The sequence below is a fragment of the Catenulispora subtropica genome (assembly GCF_039531675.1).
Lineage (GTDB): Bacteria > Actinomycetota > Actinomycetes > Streptomycetales > Catenulisporaceae > Catenulispora > Catenulispora subtropica.
The window spans coordinates 74,388-95,334 of the sequence record NZ_BAAAQM010000028.1; the positions used below are offsets into that span (position 1 = coordinate 74,388).

Annotated in this window: 19 protein-coding genes; 10 read left to right on the top strand and 9 right to left on the bottom strand. The window is 72.2% G+C overall.

The features are described 5' to 3' along the window. Positions 1-13 precede the first annotated feature (13 nt). The 3 genes from hisN to ABD466_RS23850 all read left to right on the top strand — a co-directional run bounded on the left by hisN (position 14) and on the right by ABD466_RS23850 (position 2,427). Positions 14-817, top strand: coding sequence for a histidinol-phosphatase (gene hisN, locus ABD466_RS23840; protein WP_344659371.1), 804 nt, complete (start codon positions 14-16; stop codon positions 815-817). A 356-nt stretch (positions 818-1,173) separates the two neighbouring features. Then, positions 1,174-1,578 (top strand): CBS domain-containing protein, encoded by a 405-nt coding sequence (locus ABD466_RS23845; protein WP_344659372.1) that lies wholly within the window; start codon positions 1,174-1,176, stop codon positions 1,576-1,578. Positions 1,579-1,671: 93 nt separating this feature from the next. Beyond that, positions 1,672-2,427 (top strand): DedA family protein, encoded by a 756-nt coding sequence (locus ABD466_RS23850; protein ID WP_344659373.1) that lies wholly within the window; start codon positions 1,672-1,674, stop codon positions 2,425-2,427. Here ABD466_RS23850 and ABD466_RS23855 read toward each other — a convergent pair. Next, positions 2,379-3,251: a DMT family protein gene (locus ABD466_RS23855; RefSeq protein WP_344659374.1), complete on the bottom strand. Its 873-nt coding sequence runs from the start codon at positions 3,249-3,251 to the stop codon at positions 2,379-2,381. The genes ABD466_RS23850 and ABD466_RS23855 overlap by 49 nt on opposite strands. A gap of 420 nt (positions 3,252-3,671) precedes the next feature. Here ABD466_RS23855 and ABD466_RS23860 point away from each other — a divergent pair, with 420 nt between their 5' ends. Together ABD466_RS23860 and ABD466_RS23865 are read left to right on the top strand one after the other, a co-directional pair. After that, positions 3,672-4,478 (top strand): maleylpyruvate isomerase family mycothiol-dependent enzyme, encoded by an 807-nt coding sequence (locus ABD466_RS23860; protein ID WP_344659375.1) that lies wholly within the window; start codon positions 3,672-3,674, stop codon positions 4,476-4,478. 134 nt (positions 4,479-4,612) lie between these two features. Continuing rightward, positions 4,613-6,256, top strand: a complete 1,644-nt coding sequence (locus tag ABD466_RS23865; RefSeq protein WP_344659376.1) for a DUF885 domain-containing protein — start codon at positions 4,613-4,615, stop codon at positions 6,254-6,256. 29 nt (positions 6,257-6,285) lie between these two features. Here the strand turns inward: ABD466_RS23865 and ABD466_RS23870 are convergent, their stop codons facing one another. The 5 genes from ABD466_RS23870 to ABD466_RS23890 all read right to left on the bottom strand — a co-directional run bounded on the left by ABD466_RS23870 (position 6,286) and on the right by ABD466_RS23890 (position 10,727). Then, the gene (locus tag ABD466_RS23870) at positions 6,286-7,677 is read right to left on the bottom strand and encodes a penicillin-binding transpeptidase domain-containing protein (protein ID WP_344659377.1); all 1,392 of its coding nucleotides are present in this window, start codon (positions 7,675-7,677) and stop codon (positions 6,286-6,288) included. After that, the gene (locus tag ABD466_RS23875) at positions 7,670-8,197 is read right to left on the bottom strand and encodes a SigE family RNA polymerase sigma factor (protein ID WP_344659378.1); all 528 of its coding nucleotides are present in this window, start codon (positions 8,195-8,197) and stop codon (positions 7,670-7,672) included. Before ABD466_RS23875 ends, ABD466_RS23870 begins: the two co-directional genes overlap by 8 nt. A gap of 114 nt (positions 8,198-8,311) precedes the next feature. Beyond that, positions 8,312-8,971, bottom strand: a complete 660-nt coding sequence (locus ABD466_RS23880; RefSeq protein WP_344659419.1) for a peptidylprolyl isomerase — start codon at positions 8,969-8,971, stop codon at positions 8,312-8,314. Between the two features lie 65 nt (positions 8,972-9,036). Next, complete coding sequence (locus ABD466_RS23885; protein WP_344659379.1) at positions 9,037-9,942, bottom strand: SDR family oxidoreductase; 906 nt, start codon at positions 9,940-9,942, stop codon at positions 9,037-9,039. Positions 9,943-9,965: 23 nt separating this feature from the next. Next, positions 9,966-10,727, bottom strand: coding sequence for an SDR family oxidoreductase (locus tag ABD466_RS23890; protein ID WP_344659420.1), 762 nt, complete (start codon positions 10,725-10,727; stop codon positions 9,966-9,968). A gap of 88 nt (positions 10,728-10,815) precedes the next feature. Here ABD466_RS23890 and ABD466_RS23895 point away from each other — a divergent pair, with 88 nt between their 5' ends. Continuing rightward, entirely contained in the window at positions 10,816-14,199 is a 3,384-nt protein-coding gene (locus ABD466_RS23895) for an ATP-binding protein (RefSeq protein ID WP_344659380.1), read from the top strand. Here ABD466_RS23895 and ABD466_RS23900 read toward each other — a convergent pair. The 3 genes from ABD466_RS23900 to ABD466_RS23910 all read right to left on the bottom strand — a co-directional run bounded on the left by ABD466_RS23900 (position 14,181) and on the right by ABD466_RS23910 (position 17,404). Continuing rightward, positions 14,181-14,996, bottom strand: a complete 816-nt coding sequence (locus ABD466_RS23900; protein WP_344659381.1) for an ABC transporter permease — start codon at positions 14,994-14,996, stop codon at positions 14,181-14,183. The genes ABD466_RS23895 and ABD466_RS23900 overlap by 19 nt on opposite strands. A gap of 143 nt (positions 14,997-15,139) precedes the next feature. Further along, complete coding sequence (locus tag ABD466_RS23905; protein WP_344659382.1) at positions 15,140-16,177, bottom strand: ATP-binding cassette domain-containing protein; 1,038 nt, start codon at positions 16,175-16,177, stop codon at positions 15,140-15,142. Positions 16,178-16,372: 195 nt separating this feature from the next. Beyond that, on the bottom strand, positions 16,373-17,404 hold the full coding sequence (locus tag ABD466_RS23910; protein WP_344659383.1) for a hypothetical protein: 1,032 nt from the start codon (positions 17,402-17,404) through the stop codon (positions 16,373-16,375). A gap of 142 nt (positions 17,405-17,546) precedes the next feature. On the opposite strand from ABD466_RS23910, the gene ABD466_RS23915 reads away from it, so the two are divergent. From ABD466_RS23915 to ABD466_RS23930, 4 genes are read left to right on the top strand one after another with little or no spacing between them, the layout of a single operon-like run. Beyond that, positions 17,547-18,305: an enoyl-CoA hydratase family protein gene (locus ABD466_RS23915; protein ID WP_344659384.1), complete on the top strand. Its 759-nt coding sequence runs from the start codon at positions 17,547-17,549 to the stop codon at positions 18,303-18,305. A 15-nt stretch (positions 18,306-18,320) separates the two neighbouring features. Further along, positions 18,321-19,106: a CoA transferase subunit A gene (locus tag ABD466_RS23920; RefSeq protein ID WP_344659385.1), complete on the top strand. Its 786-nt coding sequence runs from the start codon at positions 18,321-18,323 to the stop codon at positions 19,104-19,106. Continuing rightward, positions 19,103-19,867, top strand: a complete 765-nt coding sequence (locus ABD466_RS23925) for a CoA-transferase subunit beta (RefSeq protein WP_344659386.1) — start codon at positions 19,103-19,105, stop codon at positions 19,865-19,867. The genes ABD466_RS23920 and ABD466_RS23925 overlap by 4 nt, the downstream gene beginning before the upstream one ends. A 7-nt stretch (positions 19,868-19,874) precedes the next feature. Next, entirely contained in the window at positions 19,875-20,945 is a 1,071-nt protein-coding gene (locus ABD466_RS23930; protein ID WP_344659387.1) for an NAD(P)H-dependent flavin oxidoreductase, read from the top strand. Positions 20,946-20,947 lie beyond the last annotated feature (2 nt).

Here is a 20,947-nt window from a genome sequence, read left to right on the forward strand (position 1 = left end):
TATCGTGTGACCCATGACCGCCTTCGACGACGATCTCCGGCTGGCCCACGTCCTCGCCGACTCCGCCGACGCCATCACCATGGGCCGGTTCAAGGCCCGGGACCTGAGGGTGGAGTCCAAGCCCGACATGACCCCGGTCTCCGACGCCGACAAGGCGGCCGAGGAGGCGATCCGCTCGGCGCTGTCCCGGGCCCGGCCGCGGGACGCGATGCTCGGCGAGGAGTTCGGCGAGACCGCGGCCGGCGCCACCGGCCGCAAGTGGATCATCGACCCGATCGACGGCACCAAGAACTACGTCCGCGGCGTCCCGGTGTGGGCCACGCTCATCGGCCTGATGGACGGCGAGGAGGTGGTGGCCGGGGTGGTGTCGGCGCCGGCGCTGGGGCGGCGGTGGTGGGCGGCCAAGGGCGGCGGCGCGTTCACCGGGCGGTCCCTGGCCTCGGCGCAGCGCTGCCAGGTGTCGAAGGTGGCGACGGTCGCGGACGCCTCGCTGGCCTACTCGTCGGTGGTCTCCTGGGAGGAGTACGGGAAGCTGGAGGCCTTCCTGGACTTGTCGCGGGCCTGCTGGCGGACCCGGGCCTACGGCGACTTCTGGTCGCACATGCTGGTCGCCGAGGGCGCGGTGGACATGGCGGCCGAGCCGGAGCTGTCGCTGTGGGACATGGCGGCGCTGGCGGTGATCGTCACCGAGGCCGGCGGGATGTTCACCTCGGTGGACGGCGCGCCCGGCGTCTTCGGCGGCTCGGCGGCGGTGTCGAACGGCCTGCTGCACGAGGAACTGCTGTTCTACGTCGGCGGACAGCAACTGGACGGCTGACCGGTGCCGTGATCGTTCGCCGCGGCTCCCCGGCGAGACGCTCCAGGCGCCGGGTCGGCGGTCGGCAGTCCGCAGTCGGCAGTCGGCAGTCGGCAGTCGGCAGTCGGCAGTCGGCAGTCGGCAGGAGGTTCCCGCCCCGAGGTACACGACGACGGTCTCCCCCCCTGGTCGGGCGGCCGATCCGGCCTCCTGGGCCGCGGATCCGCCCTGGGCCGCCCCCCTTGCGCATCCTGGCGCTTCCAAAAGATCTCCCGGGTTCGGCTTGCCAACGGGTTCCTCGCATGTGAACTTGTGAAAGAGAGGTCCGGCCAGCCTCTCCCTCCCCTCACCCCCGGCGAAGACATCAGGGAGCTGCCATGTCCGCCACCCCCACGTACCACGTCCACGAGGCCATGTCCACGGAGATCCTGTTGATCGGCCCCCGCCACACCCTCCGCCAGGCGGCGCGGCTGATGACGCAGCGCGGCGTCGGCAGCGCCGTGGTGCACAACCCGGAGACCTTCGGCATCGGCATCATCACCGAGCGGGACATCCTGCACGCCATCGGCGGCGGCCTGGACGCCGACACCGAACCCGTCGAGTCCCACCTGACCCACGACGTCGTGTTCGCCACACCGTCCTGGACCCTCGAGCAGGCCGCGGAGGCGATGACCCGCGGCGGCTTCCGGCACCTGATCGTCCTGGACGCCGACGAGGTCGTCGGGATGATCTCGGTCCGCGACATCGTGCGGGCCTGGACCCGCGTGCCCTCCGCCGCGTGAGCGGCCGTCCCCGGCGGTCATACCAGGGGATGACCTGGATCCCCGACCTTCGGGCGGCTCCTCCGGACGCCGGACCGCCTAAGCTCTTCTCCTATGGGAGGAATTCTTACCTGGATCGCGGACACGCTGCAGAAACTGCCCGGCCCGGCGGCGCTGGCGCTGGTGTTTCTGCTGCCGGCCCTGGAGGCCTCGGTCTTCCTGGGTTTCCTGGTCCCGGGCGAGATCGCCGTGGTGGTCGGCGGCTTCCTGGCCTTCAACGGCAAGGTCAACCTGTTCGTGGCCATGTTCGTGGCGATCGCCGGCGCGATCATCGGCGACAGCGTGGGGTACGAGGTCGGCAAGAAGTGGGGCGACGGCCTGCTGACCAAGCTGCCCGCCCGGTTCGTCAAGCCCGAGCACATCCAGCAGGGCAAGGACCTGATCAACAAGCTCGGCGGCAAGGCGGTGTTCACCGGCCGGTTCGCGGCGGCGCTGCGCGCGCTGGTGCCGGGGCTGTGCGGTGTGTCCCGGGTGCCGTACCGGAAGTTCCTGTTCTGGAACGCGCTCGGCGGCATCGTGTGGGCGGCCGGCTTCACCCTGCTCGGCTACGCCGCCGGGAACGCCTGGCACAAGATCGAGCACTACGCCTCCCTGGTCAGCTGGGTGCTGCTGGGCCTGGCGGTGGTCGGCGGGCTGACCCTGTTCGTCCTCAAGAAGCGCAAGGCGGCGTCAGGTGCGGACACCGACATCGTCGACGACGTCCACCACGCGGTGGCGGTGTTCGAGGAGACGGTCGAGCACGAGGTCGACCGCGTGACGCGTCAGCTGGCCGCCGACGGTCCCGCGGAGACCGCCTCCCCGGCTCCCTGAGCCTCCCCGAACCGGGAGAGCATCACCGCTCCCCCGACCGCGCACAGGAACCCGACCACCGCGACCGGCACGAAGCCGGGCCGGGTGTGGTCGTGGAACATCGTGACCCCGAGCAGCGCCGGCAGGCCGGTCTCGCCCACCACCAGCATCGCGGTGGCCAGCGTCACCGAGCCGCGCTGCAGGGCCGTGGTGAAGAACAGGAACCCGGTGACGGAGGCGGCCAGGCCGGCGTAGAAGGCCGGGTCCGTGATCAGTTCCAGCGGGTCCAGGTCCGGCAGGATCCGGACGCAGATCGCGAAGGCGCCGAACAGCGAGCCGGCGAACCCGCCGAGCACCACCGAGTTGCCGCCGAGCTTCCAGATCACCACCAGCGACGCGGCGATGAGCAGCAGCACCGCCGCCAGCACCCCCCAGTGCAGGCCACGGCTGGTGTGCACCGGCCCCTCCTTGCCGGCCGAGAGCCCGACCAGCACCAGGCCCGCGACCACGGCGCCGACCGCGATCCAGTCGGTGCGGCGCAGGTGCGCGTGCAGCAGCGGCACCGCGAGCAGCGCGGTGACCGCCAGCGAGCAGTTGATGATCGCCTGCACCGCGAACAGCGGCAGCTGCTCCAGCGCCACCAGGTTCGCCCCCAGGCCGATGACGTCCAGCCCGAGCCCGAGCACGAACGGCAGCTGCGACAGCACCCTGAACAGCAGCCGCGGGTCCACGCCGGCACCGGCGGTGTCCTTGGTGCGCCCCGCCCCGATGGCCTGCAGCACCGTCGCCGCCCCGTAGGCCAGCGCGCTGACGAAGGCCGCCGCCAAGCTCCATGCCACGTTCACGCGCGCGCCCTCCGACGACCGGTTGCCCCAAGCGCTGCGCCCGGTGCCTCCGCCCGATTGTTCCGCACCTCGGCGATCCGGCGGAAACTCTGTGCTCCGGCGCCGTCGATCTGTCGCGGGAAGCGCCTCCAGCAGGAGCGGTGGCCGGGCGACGGGTGGGCGCCGGACAGGTGTGGGCACGCGGCTGAGGGGGAAGGTGGTCGGGAACCGCGGCGGCGGCGAGACGATGATCACACGTCCGGGGGTGGCGGCCCGCCGCGCGGTGGGCCAATGTTCCTCCTGGGCGCACCCGCGTCCACGACCAATTCCATATCCGTTCACCACCGATGACTCGTCCCCTCACACCGCCGTCCCTCACGCGCGCCCGCGAAAACCGCGCGTCCGGCGGTGCCCGAGACCACCGATGGAAGGCAAAAGCCGATGATGAGCGAGACGGCCAACCCGCACCTCGTCCACACGGAACTCCTCACCGCCGAGGCCGAGCGCGCGGCGGCGCTGCTGGCCGGGCTCGGCCCCGACGACTGGGACCTGGAGGTCCCCACCTGCCCGGGCTGGACCGTGCGCAAGGTCGCGCGCCACATCGGCACCGCCCACCGCTGGGCCGCCGCCATGGTGCGCTCCGGCCTGCGCGAGGACCCGCGCGCGCTGGACCTGGGCTTCCCGGCGTCCTACGACGGCTACCCGGACTGGATCCGGGCCGGCGCCGCGGACCTGGCCCGCGAGGTCGGCGCGGCCGGCGCCGACAAGCCGGTGTGGTCCTGGGGCCCGGTGCCGACCGCCGGGTCCTGGGCCCGGCGGATGCTGCACGAGACCGCCGTGCACCGCGGCGACATCGAGCTGGCACTGGGCCGCACGCCGCAGTACGACCCGGCGGTGGCCGTGGACGGGATCGACGAGTTCCTGACCGTGCTGCCCTCGGCCGCGGCGTTCGCGCCCCGAGTCAGGGCCCTGACCGGGGACGGCGAGACGCTGCACCTGCACGCCACCGACTCCGGCACCGGCACCGGCCCGCTCCTGGACGGCCCGGGCGCGGAATGGCTGATCACCCTGGAGCCCGGCGGCTTCCGGTGGCGCCGCACCCACGCCAAGGGCGCGGCGGCGGTCCGCGGCCCGGTCGGCGAGCTGTACCTGTTCGTCTGGGGCCGGCGCACGCCGCGGTCCAAGGAGATCGAGGTCCTCGGCGACCACACCCTGCTCGACCACTGGGTCGTGAACGCCTCGTTCTGACCGCCCGGACGGAGCCCCGGCGCGGCCGGGGCTCCGCAACCGCACAGGTCTGGACCGCGGACGAGGGTCGGGCGAGGGTGCGGACAGGGTGATCTTCCACCCGCTCCCCGGCCGGGGAGCGCTAACGTCGGCCCATGACGTCTGCAGACTCCTCCCAGAACCCGGTGGCCGACGCGGTCGCCGAGGCGGTCGCCTGGTACCTGGACGCGAACCCGGTGCCGGCGACCATCATGGGCTCCGAAGACCCGGCCCATACGACGAGCCTCGGCGACCTCACCGCGGAGGGCTACGAACGGCGCGCCGCCCAGGCCGCCGAGCGCCTGGCCGCCCTGGACGCGCTGGCCGACGTCGAGGGCGACTTCGAGGACGGCGTCGACCGCGACCTGGTCCGGGCCCAGCTGCGCCGGGTCGGCGTCATGGCCGAGCGGCAGGTCTGGCGCCGGGACCCCGCGGACTACGTGGGCGCCGCGCTGTACGCGTTCTACCTGCCCTTCCAGCAGCGCACCCGGTCGGAGGAGCGCCTGGTCGAGGAGTCGCTGGCGAAGCTGAAGCTGGTGCCGGACACCCTGGCGGCGTGCCGCGCCAACCTGGACCCGGGCATCGCGCCCCGGCTGCTGGTCGACCGGGCGCTGGGACAGGTCCGCACCGGCCGCGCGTTCTTCACCTCCGCGCTGCCGGGGATGGTCGAGGACGAGACGCTCCGGGCCCGGCTGGCCGACGCGGTGGAGCCGGCCGCCGTCGCGTTCGATGAGCTGACCGTCTTCCTGGAGGACTTCGCCGAGCGCTGCGAAGGCGACTGGCGCCTCGGCGAGCAGACCTACTCGCGGCTGCTGCAGGACGTCGAGATGCTCGGCTACGACACGGCCGAGCTGCACCGTCGCGGCCGGGCCGCGTGGGACGGCCTGGACGCGGAGATGCGGGAGCTGGCCGCGCGCATCCCCGGCGGCTCCACGGACTGGCGCTCCACGATGGAGATGCTGTGCGAGGACGTCCCCCCGACCGAGGAGGCGATGCTCGCCGAGTACATCGCCGAGACCGAGCGGGCCCGCCGGTTCACGCGCGAGGCCGACCTGGTGTCCTTCGCCCCCGGCGAGGAGTGCCTCGTGCAGCCCGGCCCGGAGTTCCTGCGCGCGGTCCTGTCGGTGGCCTCCTACAGCCGCCCGCCGGCGCTGACCCCGTCCCGCGTCGGCGTGTTCAACGTCCCCTTCACCCCGACCGGCTCCTCCCCGGAGGCCGTGCTGGGCCGTCTGAAGACCAACGCCCGCGTCTCGATGCCGACGATCGCGGTCCACGAGGCCTACCCCGGCCATCACTGGCACCTGTCCTGGCTGGCCGAGCAGGGCCGTCTGGTCCGCAGCATGTTCACCACCCCCTACTTCATCGAGGGCTGGGGCCTCTACATCGAGACCGCGATGCGCGAGCAGGGCTACTTCGCCGACCCGCGCCACGAACTCGGCCATCTGGATGCCCGCATCTTCCGCGCCGCGCGCATCGTGGTCGACACCGCGCTGCACACCGGTGAGATGACGGTCGAGGAGGCGGAGGCGTTCATGGCGTCCAAGGCGTCGCTGACCCCCGAAACCGCCAAGGGCGAGGTCAACCGGTACTGCGCGTGGCCCACGCAGGCGCCGTCGTATCTGACGGGCTGCCTGGAGATCGAGGCGATCCGCGCGGAGTACCTGGCTCAGGGCAAGGGCACGCTGAAGCAGTTCCACGACACGATCGCCGGGTCCGGAGGCCTGCCGCTGGGCCTGGCCCGCCGGGTCGCCCTGCAGTAGCGGAGGCCCCGACACGTGACCGGATCCGGTCAGTGTGACGGGAGAACGGCCTGCTTGGTGAACGCGGCCCAGATCGGACCGGCGGCGGGACCGCCGAAGACCATTCCTCCGTTCGGCCCGCCGACCAGCGGCTGCAGGAGTCCGTCGGGGGTGACGTGGGAGAGGGACACCGCCGTGACGAGATCCGGGCTGTAGCCGTCGAACCAGGCCGCATGGTTGAACGAGGAGTTCCCCGGCATTCCCGCCATCCCCCGGGCCCCGAGAGCCCGCACATCAGCGTCGCCCGCCGTCGGGCCCTTGGTCAGAACCTCGTGCAGGACCGTGGTGATCTCATCCGCGGTGTCTTGCGACAACACCCTGTGCCCCGCGGTCTCCGGCTTCCACAGCTCGGTGCCGCTCCCATCGCGCACCACCGAGACCATGACCGGGTCGTGGCGCACGCCGCCGGCGGCGAAGACGCCGTAGACGGTCGTCATGGTCAGCGGGGACGCCATGGGCGTCCCCAGCGTCAGCGCCGGGACGCCCGAGAGATCCGGCGTGTCGCTCGGCATGCCCAGCGCGACCGCCATGTCCCGGACCTTCGCCGGCGTCACGTCCGCGGCCAGCTCCAGCGCCGCGAACGGCGCGTTCGCCTGGTCGACGGCGGCCTGCAGCAGGGTCACCTCCGAGTCGCCCGAGACCCGCCCGGTGTTGTTCTCCGGCGGCCAGTTGTACTTCTTGTGGGTGCGGTCGTCCACATACGTGAGCGGCGTCGCCGAGTTGGCCGGCCAGTAGAGCGGATGCCGGTCCGTGGTCAGCGGCTCCGTCGTCTGCGGCGTGTAGTGACCGGTCTGGAACGCGGCGGCCAGGGTGACGGCCTTGATGGTGTCGTCGACTTCCACCGGCCGGTCCCACGCACCCCGCAGAGCCTTGACATAACCGGTCTTGGGGTCCATCGCGGCCAGGCCGATGTCGTTCGGCGACGTGGCCTTCCCGGCAGCCGTCTGCATGGCCTTGTCGAACGTCGTCACCGCGGTGAGGCCCGACAGGTCTCCCTGGTATCGCGCGTCCAGATACGACTCAGCGGCATCGCGAAGAGGCCCGGCGGGCAGCTCGGTCACCCCATCGTCATAGACGAACAGCGGAGATCCTGACGCCTTGGCAGGGGTCGCACCGGGGCTGCTGGTGGTCGCCCCGGGAGTCACCGGACCGGCGCCCTGGGGCCCGCCCGAGACCATCCCCCACACACCGATCCCGACCGCCGCCACCGCCAGCGCGGCACCCGCGCCCCCGATCCGCTGCCGCCTCCTCCGCCGCGCCGCCAGGATCCGCTGCCGCACCGCGCGGTACGGGGAGGTCGTCACCCGCACGTCCTCCGAGCGCTCAGCGAACATCGCCCGGAACTCATCCTCGAACTCGTTCTTGAACTCGTCCTCACGCACCGCGCACCCCCTCGACCCGCAGTTCGGTTCTGAGCTTCGCCAGCCCTCGCGAGATCTGGCTCTTCACCGATCCCACCGCGCAGCCCATCACCGCGGCGACCTCGGCCTCGGACATGTCCTCGAAGTAGCGCAGGACGAACACCGTCCGCATCCGCGGCGGCATCGCGCGCACGGTGCGCCACAGCTCGTCCCGCAGAGCGTGCGCCTCCTGGTGATCGGGGCCGCCGCCCCGTTCCGGCGGCTCCGCGACGAAGTGTTCCACCACCCGGCGCCGGCGCCAGGCGGTGATGTTGGCGTTGACCATGACCCGCCGCACATAGACCTCCGGCGCGTCGTCCCGCTCGATCCGCCCCCAGTGTTTGTAGGAGCGCATCAGGGCGGTCTGCACCAGGTCCTCCGCCGCACCGTGATCTCCGGTGAGCAGATAGGCAGTCCGCAGCAACCGATGCCACGACGCTTCGACGAACTCCCGGAACGAGTCCTCCTGAACGGCTTTCGGCGCCGATCCCCCGCCCCGCATTCGCAATCGCCTCTGGGCGACTGTCCCTTCCATCCCCGCCCCTCACGGTCGGTGTCCTGTACCACCCCAGACACCGACCGACTGCCGAGCGGGTTACACCAAGGGAGAAACCGCTCAGGAGGGGCTGACGGTCACCGACTTGATCTGCACCGGGATGGTGGGACGCCCGGTACCGTCCGGTCCCGGACTGGCGACGCCGCCCGAGGCGACGTGGATCAGGATCTCGTGCCCGGCGGTGATGGTGCCGAAGGGCGTGTAGGACGGCGGCAGCTGACTGTCGCCGAACACCAGGAAGAACTGCGACCCGTTGGTGTTGGCACCCGCGTTCGCCATCGCGACCGTGCCGTCCGGATACGTGGCCCCGGACAGGTTCTCGTCCTGGAACGTGTAGCCGGGACCGTTGCCGCCGTCCGAACGCTTGGGAGTGGCCCCAGCGGTCGGGTCACCGCACTGGAGCATCTGCAGACTCGGCGTCGTGGACAGCCGGTGGCAGAAGCTCCCGTCATAGAAGTGCTGGCTCGCGAGGAAGTTCATCGAGTTGACCGTGTGCGGCGTCTTCGCCGCGTCCATCGCGATGACGATGTCGCCCTGATCCGTGTGGATCGTCATCGTGTACTTCTTTCCGGTGTCGATGCTCATCGCCGGTTCCTTGGACCAGCTCTTCCCGGAAGCCGAGGTCTTCGACGACCCCGAGGAGGAGCAACCCCCCACCGCCAGCGCCCCGGCCAAGGCCAGCACCGCCCACCGGCCACCCCGCACCGCCACCTGCCCCATGCTCACCGCTCCGTTCAGGTTCGTCCGCTGCTGGTTCGACAGGCGAGGCTATCCCACGGGGGCCGCTAGGCCCCGTAGACCGCGCCCGGAACCGGCGCCCGGTCGATCAGCCCGGCCACCACCACGTCCAGCTCCTCCGCGGCCCATCGGGCGCCCTTGTCGACCGTCGGCCCGTGCTGCCAGCCGTCGGCCACGCCGATCTTCCCGCCCTCCACCTCGAACATCCGCCCCGACACAGCCCGTGAGCGGTCGGACCCGAGCCAGACCACCAGCGGTGACACGTTCTCCGGCGCCATGGCGTCGAAGCCGCCGTCCGGGCGGGCCATCATCTCGCTGAAGGTGCCCTCGGTCATGCGGGTGCGGGCGGCCGGGGCGATCGCGTTGACCGTGACGCCGTACCGTCCCAGCTCCGCCGCCGCCTGGATGGTCAGGGCCGCGATGCCGGCTTTCGCCGCCGCGTAGTTGCCCTGGCCGACCGAGCCGAGCAGTCCCGCGCCGGAGCTGGTGTTGATGACGCGGGCGTCGTTCAGGTTGCCGAGCTTGTACTGGTCGCGCCAGTGCGCGCCGGCGTGGCGGAGGGTCAGGAAGTGGCCTTTCAGGTGGACGCGGATGACGTCGTCCCAGTCCTGCTCGGAGAGGTTGACGAGCATGCGGTCCCGGAGGAAGCCCGCGTTGTTGACCAGGACGTCGAGTTTGCCGAACGCTTCAAGGGCCGTCTGTACCAGCGCGGCGGCGCCGTCCCAGGTGGCGATGTCGTGAAGGTCGGCGACGGCTTCGCCTCCGGCCGCGATGATCTCGGAGACCACCTGCTGCGCGGGTCCGTCGTCGCCGTCGCGGCCGTCCAGGCCCACGCCGAGGTCGTTGACGACGACCTTCGCCCCCTGGCGGGCGAACTCGAGGGCGTGGGCGCGTCCCAGGCCCCGGCCGGCGCCGGTGACCACGGCTACGCGGCCGTCGCAGATCCCTGGCATGGTGGCTCCTCACCCTTAAGGATTCAGGAATGGTCGGCGTTGGCGGCGTCGAGGAACGCCGGTCGCGTCCCGCCGCCGTCCAGCAGTATCGCGGCCCCGTTGACGTACGCGGCGAACGGGGACGCCAACAGGACACACATGTCCCCGACGTCTTCGGGCTCGGCCAACCGCCCGAGGGCGATGGTCCGCGCCACGGCGGCGACGCCTTCTTCGTCTCCATAGTGCAAAGCAGCCTGCTCGGTCCGCACCGGTCCGACCGTGATCGCGTTGACACGCACCTTCGGTGCCCACTCGACCGCGAGCGTGCGCGTGAGGTTCTCAAGGCCCGCCTTCGCGGCGCCGTAGGCGGCGGTGCCGGGGCTGGCGCGCCGGCCGCTCTCGCTGGAGATGTTGATGATGTGGCCGCCGTGCGCTTGCCGCCGCATCACCCGGTTCGCCGCTTGGGCGACGGCCAGGGGTGCGAGCAGGTTCAGGCCGACGATCGCGGCCGAGAACCGTGGGCCGGCCTCGTCGGCCAACGCGTACGGCGAGCCGCCCGCGTTGTTGACGACGAGGTCCAGGCGACCGTGATCGCCGACGATGTCCTCGACCAGGGCGCGCACCTGCTCCGCGTCCCGCACGTCGGCGAGGCGGTGCTCCACTCCCTCGAGCACGGCGCCCGCCTCGCCCCGCCCACAGCTGACGACCCGGGCCCCCGCCACCGCCAGCCGCCGCGCGATGCCGAGCCCCACGCCCCGGCCTCCGCCGGTGACCAGAGCCACGCACCCATCCAGATCCACGGTCAGCGCCACGCCCGCACGCTACCAACCAAACCAAGCAAACGCTAGGTTGACGATCGGGCACACCGTCCACCCTCCGTGCCAGACTGGACCCGTGCCGTTGACCGTCTCCATCCTGGGACCCCTCGAAGTACGCGTCGACGGTGCTCCGGTCTCCCTCGGCGGCGCGCGCCTCCGCACCCTCATCACGCGTCTCGCCCTCGATCCGGGCCGTGCGGTCACCTCCTCGGCTCTCATCGACGCGCTCTGGGCCGACGAGCCGCCCGACGGGGCTGCGAACGCGCTCCAGTCCCTCATCTCCCGCGTGCGCAAGTCGCTCGGCGATCCGGCGCTTCTCGCCTCGACGCCCGGTGGCGGCTACCGGCTCGCCATCGCGCCGGAGTCCGTCGACGCCATCCGCTTCGAGAGCCTCTTCCGCTCCGGGCGCGAGGCCCTGCGGGCGGACGACCCGTCCGCCGCCCGCCAGACCCTGCGGGACGCCCTCGCGCTCTGGCGGGGCCCCGCCCTGGCCGACGTCGCCGACGCGCCCTTCGCCACCGCTCCCGCCGCGCGCCTCGACGAGCTGCGCCTCGCCGCGCTCATCGACCGTCTCGACGCCGAGCTCCGGCTCGGCCACTCCGCGGAGGCCCTCGCCGAGCTCGAAGCCCTCGGGGCCGAGCACCCGCTGCGGGAGAACATCGCCGCGCTGCATGTCAAAGCCCTGTACGCGGTCGGGCGCCAGGCCGAGGCGCTCGCCGTCTACGAGAACGTGCGCCGGGCGCTCGCCGACCAGCTCGGCATCGATCCCTCGAAGGAGCTCGCCGAGGTCCACCTGGCCGTGCTCCGCAGCGACCCGGCCCTCACGCCTCCCACCGCGGACCAGACGCCGCGCACCAACCTCAAGGCCCGCCTCACCAGCTTCGTCGGCCGCGACGAGGAGCTCACGCGCATCGGCAAGCTGCTGGACGCCTCACGCCTGGTCACCCTCGTCGGACCCGGCGGGGCCGGCAAGACGCGGCTCGCCGGCGAGGCGGCGCAGCGGGCGATCGAGCGCTTCCCGGACGGCGCGTGGCTCGTCGAGCTCGCCCCGGTCACCGATCCCGGCGAAGTCCCGCAGGCCGTCCTGTCCGCGCTCGGTCCGCGCGAGACCCGCGTCATCAGCACCAACAGCAGCCCGGCCGCCGCCGCGGCCATGATGCGCGGGGGCGCGGTCGGCCATCTCATCGAGGCCCTCGCCGAGAAGCGCATCCTGGTGATCCTCGACAACTGCGAACACCTCGTGGGGGCCGCGGCGGACCTCGCCGAGACGCTGCTCGGGCACGCGCCCGGGCTCCGCGTCCTCGCCACCAGCCGCGAGCCGCTGGTCATCGACGGCGAGAGCATCTTCCCGGTGCCGCCGCTGGCGCTTCCGGACGCCGACGCGTCCGATCCCTTCCATCAGCGGATCAGCGAGTCCGCCTCCGTGGTCTCGCTGCCGGAGCGCGAGTCGCCCGCGCCGGGCGGCCGCACGAATCAGCGTTCTGACAGTGTGGACGCCCTCCGCGACGACATCCCCGGCGCCCTCCTCGCCTACCCGGCCGTCCGCCTGTTCGCCGACCGCGCCGCCGCCGTCGACCCGGACTTCGCCGTCACCTCCGACACCCTCCCCGACGTCGTCCGCATCTGCCGCAGCCTCGACGGTCTCCCACTCGCCATCGAGCTCGCCGCGGCCCGGCTGCGCACCCTGCCGCTGCACCAGATCGCCGGGCGTCTCGGCGACCGCTTCCGCCTGCTGACCGGCGGCAGCCGCACCGCGATGCCGCGCCACCAGACGCTGCGCGCCGTCGTGGCGTGGAGCTGGGAACTGCTCTCCGACGACGAGCGCGACCTGGCCGAGCGCCTGGCCGTCTTCCCCGGCGGCGTCACCGCCGAGGCGGCCGCCGCGGTCACCCCGGGCCTGGATTCGGACACCGCCTTCGACCTGCTCTCCGCCCTCGTCGACAAGTCGCTGCTGCAGGCCGTGCCGACCGATGCGGGCCAGGAGCCCCGCTTCCGGATGCTGGAGACGCTGCGGGAGTACGGCGCCGACCGGCTGAACGAGGCGGGGCGGCTGGCCGACGTGCGGCGCGCGCACGCCGCCCTCTTCCGCGACCTGGTGGAGGCCGCCGAGCCGAACCTGCGGCGGGCCGGGCAGATGACGTGGCTCAAGCGCCTGAACGCCGAGCGCGACAACATCCTCGCCGCGCTGCGGTTCGCCGCCGCCGACGAGGACGCCGACACCGCCGTGCGCATCGCCGCCTCGATGACCTGGTACTGGACCCTGGGCGACCAGAACCACGAGGGCAAGGTCTGGATGCGGGTGGCGTTGGCGGTGCCCGGACCCTCCCCGGTGGAGCAGCACGCGATCGTGACCGTGCTGGAGATGGTCACCTCGATGTTCGAGGAGAACCGCTGGACCGAGCTGCCGCAGCTGGAGCAGCGGGTCGCCGAGGTCCTCGCGGCGGTGCCGACCCGGGAGCACCCGCTGCTGGCGCTGGCCGCGGCGATCGGGCCGATGATGGCCGACGACCCGGAGCGGCTGGCGGCGGTGGTGGCCGAGAACGCGGGCCACCCGGACCCCTGGGTGGGCGCGATGCTGCACTTGATGCGCGGCATGTCGGCGGAGAACGCCGGGCGCCGGGACGAGGTGCGCGCCGACATGGTGAAGGCCCGGGATGCCTTCGCCGAAGTGGGCGACCGCTGGGGCCTGTCGGCGTGCCTGAACGCCCTGGCCGCGCTGTCCGTCACCGAGGGCGACGACCAGACCGCGCTGGCGCTGCAGGACGAGGCCCTGGAGCTGATCCGGGAGATCAACGCGTTCACCGACGCCGCGCAGATCCAGATCGGCCGGGCCCATCTGCTGCACCGGCTGGGCCGGCACGAGGCCGCGCTGGAGCTGCTGGAGCAGGTGCTGGACGCCGGGCGCCGGACCGGGTCGCTGATGACCGCCTTCGTGGCGCTGGTCGGCCTGCTCGACTACCACCGCCAGCTCGGTGACCGGGAGCAGGCCTGGTACTACCTGCGCCAGGCCGAGTCCGAGTTCGCCGACGACTGGAACGGCCCGCCGCAGCTGCTGGCGATCCGCGAGGGACATCGCGCGATGCTGCACCTGGACGACGGCGAGCCGGACGCGGCCCGCCTGGCCCTGGGGAACGCCCTGCAGTACGCCGCGGTCGCCCGCGACATGCCGATCGCGTCCCGCGTCACGATCGGCGTGGCCCGCTACGCCCTGGTCACCGGGGACGCCGAGCTGGCCGTGCGGTGTCTCGGCATCGCCGAGGAGATGCTCGGCGCGGTCGACCGCAGCGACGTGGACCGGCAGGCCCTCGTCGCCGAGCTCGAAGCCCTTCCCGAATACGAGTCCTGGTACGCGAAGGGCAAGAACGGTGTGCGCGAGGAGAACCAGCTTCTCCTCGCGCACACCGTGGGCCTGGCCGCGGACGACCTCGGCAAGCTGCCGGCTCACACCTTGCGGCCGTAGGCCCGCAGCGCCAGCGGCATGAACACCGCGGTCAGGCCGACGATCCAGCCGCAGGTCCACAGCAGATGGCTGGTCACCGGCCCGCCGAGGAACAGGCTGCGGGACAGCCCGGCGAGGTGCGTGATCGGGTTGACGTTCACGAACCCCTGCATCCAGCCCGGCAGGGTGTCGGTCTGCACGAAGGTGTTGGAGCCGAAGCTCAGCGGCAGCACCAGCAGGATCATGAAGCCCTGCACCGCGCCCGGCGTGCGGGCCAGCATCCCGATGAACACGGACACCCAGCTCAGGGCGAGCGCGAAGGTGGCGGCAACGAGCAGCGCGGCGCCGGCCTGCAGCGGGTCGGTGTGGATGCGGAAGCCCATGGCGTAGCCGACGGTCAGGGTGATGACGGCGACCAGCGCGTAGCGGACGAAGTCCGCCAGGACGGCCCCGACCAGCGGTGCCGACCGGGCGATGGGCAGGGAGCGGAAGCGGTCGAACACGCCCTTGGAGATGTCGGTGTTCATGTTCACGCCGATCGCCGTGGCGCTCATCGCGATGGTCTGCGCCAGGATGCCGGGCAGCAGGTATTGCAGGTAGACGCTCTGCGACCCGGCGATCGCGCCGCCGAAGACGTAGGTGAACAGCAGCAGGAAGATCACCGGCTGGAGCGTGACGTCGATCAGGGCCTCGGGCGTGCGCAGGGTCTTGAGCAGGCTGCGCTTGGCCAGGGCGGCGCTGTGGCGGATCAGCTTGAACGGCTTGGCGGTGCCGGCCTGGCCGGCGGCCGGGTTCACGACGGCGGTCACGGTGGTCATGGTGGGTTCCCCTCTGGAAGGTCTCTGAAGGTCTCTGCCGGGTGGCGGACGGCGGACGAGCCGGGCTCAGGGCTCAGAACTCAGAACTCAGAACTCAGAACTCAGAACTCAGAACTCAGAACTCAGAACTCAGGGCTCGCGGCTCATACGGCGACCGGCGCGGACGGAGCCGCGTCGCGGTCGGCGTCATCGGTGTCACCCGGGCCCTCCGCGTCACGGGCACCGCCGACCGGCGCCGTGTCGTCCCCGGCCCGCCGCCCGACGAGCGTGAAGAACACCTCGTCCAGGCTGGGCAGGTGCAGCGACAGCTCGTGCACGCCGATCCCGGCGGCGTGCAGCCGGGCCACTGTCTCGGTCAGCGCGCTGTCGCTCTTCACCGGCACCGCCACCACGCCCTGGCGCGGCGACTCGACCTTGCTGCCGGACACCTGCTGCAGCAGCGCGGCGGCCTCGGCCAGCCGGGCCGGGTCGGACGGCTGCACGGTCAGCGTCTGCCCGCCGACCACGCGTTTGAGGCCCAGCGGGGTGTCGTGCGCGATCACCCGGCCGCGGTCGATCACGGTGACCTCGTCGGCCAGCGCGTCGGCCTCCTCCAGGTACTGCGTGGTGAGCAGCACGGTCGACCCCTCCCCGACCAGCCGCCGCACCACGCCCCACATGTCCTCGCGCTTGGCCGGGTCCAGGCCGGTCGTGGGCTCGTCCAGGAAGATCACCGAGGGCCGGCCGACCAGCGAGGCGGCCAGGTCCAGGCGCCGGCGCATGCCGCCGGAGTAGGTCTTGGCCGGGCGCTTCGCGGCGTCGGTGAGGTCGAACCACTCCAGCAGCTCGACGGCGCGGGCCCGGGCGTCCCGCTTGGACAGGTCCAGCAGCCGGCCGATCAGCTCCATGTTCTCCATGCCGGTCAGGTCCTCGTCGACCGACGCGTACTGGCCGGTGAGGCCGATGGTGGCGCGCACCTGCTCGGCCTGCTTGACGATGTCGTAGCCGCCGATCCGGGCGGAGCCGGCGTCGGCCCTGATCAGCGTGGCCAGGATCCGGACGCTGGTGGTCTTGCCCGCGCCGTTCGGCCCCAGCACCGCGTGCACGGTGCCGGGCTCGGCGAACAGGTCGACGCCCTGGAGCGCCTTGGTCTCGCCGAAGGACTTCTGCAGGCCCTCGGCCTCGATCGCGTAGGTGGTCATCGACCCGCTTCCCCTCTTCTCGTCGTTCGTTCTGAGACGAGCATCGGGGGCGGCGCTGATAAGGCGCGCACATGGCACTGACAGCCGCTGACAGCCGCTGACAGCGGCTGACAGCGGCTGACAGCCGCTGCCGCGGGGCGGTCAGCGGCTGTCAGAGGCTGTCAGAGGCTGGTCAGAGGCCGGGAAAGCCGCAGCTCAGGTGGTCGCGGCGGCGACCCGTGCCGACAGCGCGTCCAGCTGCGCGTCGGCGTTGCGCACGTCGGCCGCCGCGGTCTGGAGCGCCTCCGGGTCGCCGCTGACGCCCTTGATCGCGTTGGCCGCCGCCTCGGCGTAGAAGGTGGCGGCGGAGGACCACGCCTGCGCCGCGGCCGCGTCCGGCACCCCGGGCACGCTGTCGACCTGGGCGAGAACCGCGCACATGTCGTTGGTCGAGGCCGCGATCTGCGCGGCGTCCTTGGTCGCCAGGGCGACGCCGAACTTGGCCGAGGCGGCCCGGAGGGACTGGACGGTCGGCGTGGCGTGGGCGGACCAGTTGCCGAGCGTGCCGGTGGCGCCGGTCTTGGTGGTGAGCTGGCCGGGGTTGCCGATGACGCCCTGGCAGGCGGCCGTCGCCTTGTTGATGGCGTCGAGGTTCCCCGGGTTGCCCCCGTAGGGGACGGCGGCCGGGAGCACGACCTGCGGAGCCGAGTCGGCGTTCTGCGCGTTGATGCCGCCGACCACGGCGCCGTGCTGCTGGACGGCGGCGGTCCACGGCGCGGGGCCGTTGCCGTTGGACGAGCGGCTGGCCAGCAGGCGCACCCCGGCGAACACGCCGAACGCCAGCACCAGCAGGCCGATCAGGGTGCCGGCCGCCACGCGCCTGCCGGAGTAGCCGGCCTTCGGGTCGGCGACGTAACCGGGATGCGGCGCGGCGCTCCAGGACTGCTCCGAGCCGGCCGGGGGGACCTCTTCGGCCACGTCGCCGTAGCGGGGGGCGCCTTCGCCGATGATGTCGTGGCCGGCCTCCCTGGTCGTGCCGGTCACCCCGGTCGCGCCGGCGTCGCCGGAGCCGGCGCCGACGGTCTCGGCTTGGGTCCTGGTATCGCGGATCCTGGCGGCTTCGCCGGTGGCGCCGGTCTTGCCGGTCTTGCCGGTCTCGCCGCTCTTACCGGCCTCGCCGGCTTCGCCGGTGGCGCCGGCATCACCCTTTTCCTCGCGCGGCGGCTCGTTGCGCTGCTCCTCGGACATCTCGCTGGCTCCGATCGGATCGCGGTCCACCTATACCGCCACTGTCCGCCTCTCCCGTGCGTCCCGCCGCTCTGGTCACCCCTCCGAGCGACCGCTAGGATCCCAAGCAAATGCTAGGTTGCTAGAACCGTGGGAGACCGCCTTGGCCGTCACCAGCACCACCGAGACCCGGCCCGAACACCGCGGCGTGGTCACCGTCACCGTGGACCACCCCCCGGTGAACGCCCTGCCGGTGGCCGGATGGTTCGCCCTCGCCGAGGCGGTCCGCGCCGCGGGACAGGACCCTGACACCCGCGTCGTCATCCTGCGCGCCGAGGGCCGCGGGTTCAACGCGGGGGTGGACATCAAGGAGATGCAGAACACCGCCGGGTTCGACGCGCTGCTCGGCGCCAACGCCGGCTGCGCGGCCGCGTTCGCCGCGGTCTACGAGTGCGCGGTGCCGGTGATCGCCGAGGTCGCGGGGTTCTGCGTCGGCGGCGGGATCGGCCTGGTGGGCAACGCCGACAGCATCGTCGCCAGCGACGACGCCTACTTCGGGCTGCCGGAGGTGGACCGGGGCGCGCTCGGCGCCGCCACGCACCTGAGCCGGCTCGTCCCGCAGCACTATCTGCGGACCATGTACTACACCGCGCGCACGGTCTCCGCGCAGCGGCTGCTGGAGTTCGGTTCGGTCTGGGACGTGGTGCCGCGGGAGAAGCTGCACGAGCGCGCGCTGGAGCTGGCCGCCGAGATCGCCGCCAAGCACCCGGCGGTGATCCGCGCCGCCAAGGCCGCGCTGAACGGCATCGACCCGGTCGACGTCAAGCGGTCCTACCGCTACGAGCAGGGCTACACCTTCGAGATCAACCTGGCCGGGATCGCCGACGAGGAGCGCGACAAGTTCGTCGAGGGGAAGGCGTGAGGATGGCGGGGCACGATGCGCGATAAGCGGATGAGCGTCGACGACGTCGTCGGCGAGCTGCGGGACGGGATGACGGTCGGCATCGGCGGCTGGGGGTCGCGGCGCAAGCCCATGGCCCTGGTGACCGCGATCGCGAAGTCGAGCGTGAAGGACCTGACCGTGGTGTCGTACGGCGGTCCGGACGTCGGCATGCTGTGCGCGACCGGGAAGGTGCGCAAGGCGGTGTACGGGTTCGTGTCCCTGGACTCGATCCCGCTGGATCCGCACTTCCGCAAAGCCCGGCAAGAGGGCGGGATCGAGGTCGCGGAGTTCGACGAAGGCGCTCTGCAGTGGGGCCTCTACGCCGCCGCGCTGCGTCTGCCGTTTTTGCCGACACGCGCCGGATTGGGTTCCGACGTCACCACTTTCAACCCGGAGTTGAGAACGGTGACCTCTCCCTATGAGGACGCGGAGGAACTGCTGGCGATGCCGGCGATCCATCTGGACGCCGCGCTGGTCCACATGAACCGGGCCGACAGGTTCGGGAACACGCAGTATCTGGGCCCTGACATCTACTTCGACGACCTGTACTGCCTCGCGGCGGAGAGGCGGTACGTCTCCTGCGAGCGCGTCGTCGAGACCGCGGAGCTGGCCGCCGGCGGACCGCCGCAGTCCTTGAAGATCAACCGGATGATGGTCGACGGCGTGATCGAGGCGCCCGGCGGCGCGGGCTTCACCAGCTGCGTCCCGGACTACGGCCGCGACGAGGCGGCGCAGAAGGCTTACGCGGGCGGGGATCTCTTCGTGGAGGCGAGCCGATGAGCGGCGGTGTGGCGACCCGGGCCGAGATCTGCGTGGCGGCCTGCGCCGAGGCGTGGCGCGGCGACGGCGAGGTGATCGCCTCGCCGATGGGCATCGTGCCGGCCGTCGCCGCGCGGCTGGCGAAGCTGACGTTCGCTCCGGGGCTGTTGCTGTCCGACGGCGACGCGGACTACCTCACCGATCCGACCGGCGCCGACTCCCACGTGGAGGCGCACATCCCCTACCGGCAGCTGTTCGACCACGTGTGGCACGGATCGCGGCACGTCATGATGGGCGCCAGCCAGCTGGACAAGTTCGGCAACCAGAACATCTCCGCGATCGGCGCGGACCACGCGCGGCCCAAGGCGCAGCTGATCGGCGTGCGCGGCGCGCCGGGCAACACCATCAACCATCCGACCAGCTACTGGATCGCGAACCACTCCCCCAAGGTGTTCGTGGAGAGGGTGGACGTCGTCTCAGGGGTCGGATTCGACCGCGCGAAGGCGGTCGGGAAGGCCGCGCGGTTCCACGGGCTGCGGCGGGTCGTCACGAACCTGGCGGTGTTCGACTTCGCGACGCCGGACCACCGGATGCGGATCCGCTCGGTCCACCCCGGCGTCAGCGTCGACGAGGTCGTGGCGGCCACCGGCTTCGTCCTGGCCGGCACCGACAACCCGGACGTCACGCCGGAGCCGGACGCCGAGGCGCTGTACCTGATCCGCGACGTCCTCGACCCGGGGAACGCCCGCGAGCGCGAGGTCCCCTCCGCCGGAAGGGGCTGAGCGGCGCATGATGGAGCAGCGGATCCGGACCCGCTGGACCGACCTCGTCGGCGTCCGGCACCCGATCGTGCAGACCGGGATGGGCTGGGTCGCGGGCCCGCATCTCGTGACCGCGACCGCGCGGGCCGGGGCGCTCGGCATCCTGGCGTCGGCGACGATGTCCCACGCCGAGTTGGCGACCGCGATCCGCGAGGTGAAGGAGCGCACCGACGCCCCGTTCGGCGTGAATCTGCGGGCGGACGCCGCCGACGCCCCCGAGCGCGTGGATCTGCTGATCAAGGAGGGCGTGCGGGTGGCCTCGTTCGCCCTGGCCCCGAAGCGGGAGCTGATCGCGAAGCTGAAGGACGCCGGGATCGTGGTGGTGCCCTCGATCGGCGCCCGGCGGCATGCCGAGAAGGTGGCGGCCTGGGGGGTGGACGCGGTGCTGGTGCAGGGCGGCGAGGGCGGCGGCCACACCGGCGGCGTGGCGACCAGCCTGCTGCTGCCGCAGATCACCGCGGCGGTGGACATCCCGGTCGTGGCGGCCGGCGGGTTCTTCGACGGCCGCGGCCTGGCCGCCGCGCTGGCCTACGGCGCTTCGGGTATCGCGATGGGCACACGGTTCCTGCTGACGGCGGACTCGCGGGTGCCGGACGCGGTGAAGGCGCTGTATCTGGGCGCCGACGTGAACGGGACGCTCGCGACGCCGAAGATCGACGGCGTGCCGCACCGCGTGCTGCGCACCGGGCTCGTGGAGCAGATCGAGCGGTCCGGAGCGGTCGGCGGCCTGCTGCGGTCGGTCCGCAACGGCCTGGCGTTCAAGAAGATGACGGGGATGTCGCTGCGCGCGATGGTCCGGGACGGCCTGGCGATGCGCGAGCACTACGGACTGCGCCTCGGTCAGGTCGTCATGGCGGCGAACACTCCGATGCTGTTGAAAGCCGGGCTGGTCGAGGGGAATCCGGCCGCCGGAGTGCTGTCGGCGGGACAGGTGGTCGGGCTGATCGAGGACCTGCCGAGCTGCCAGGAGTTGGTGGACCGGATCGTGGCGGAGGCGGTGGAAGCGATCTCCGGAGCGTCCGCGACGGTAGTGGGCTAACT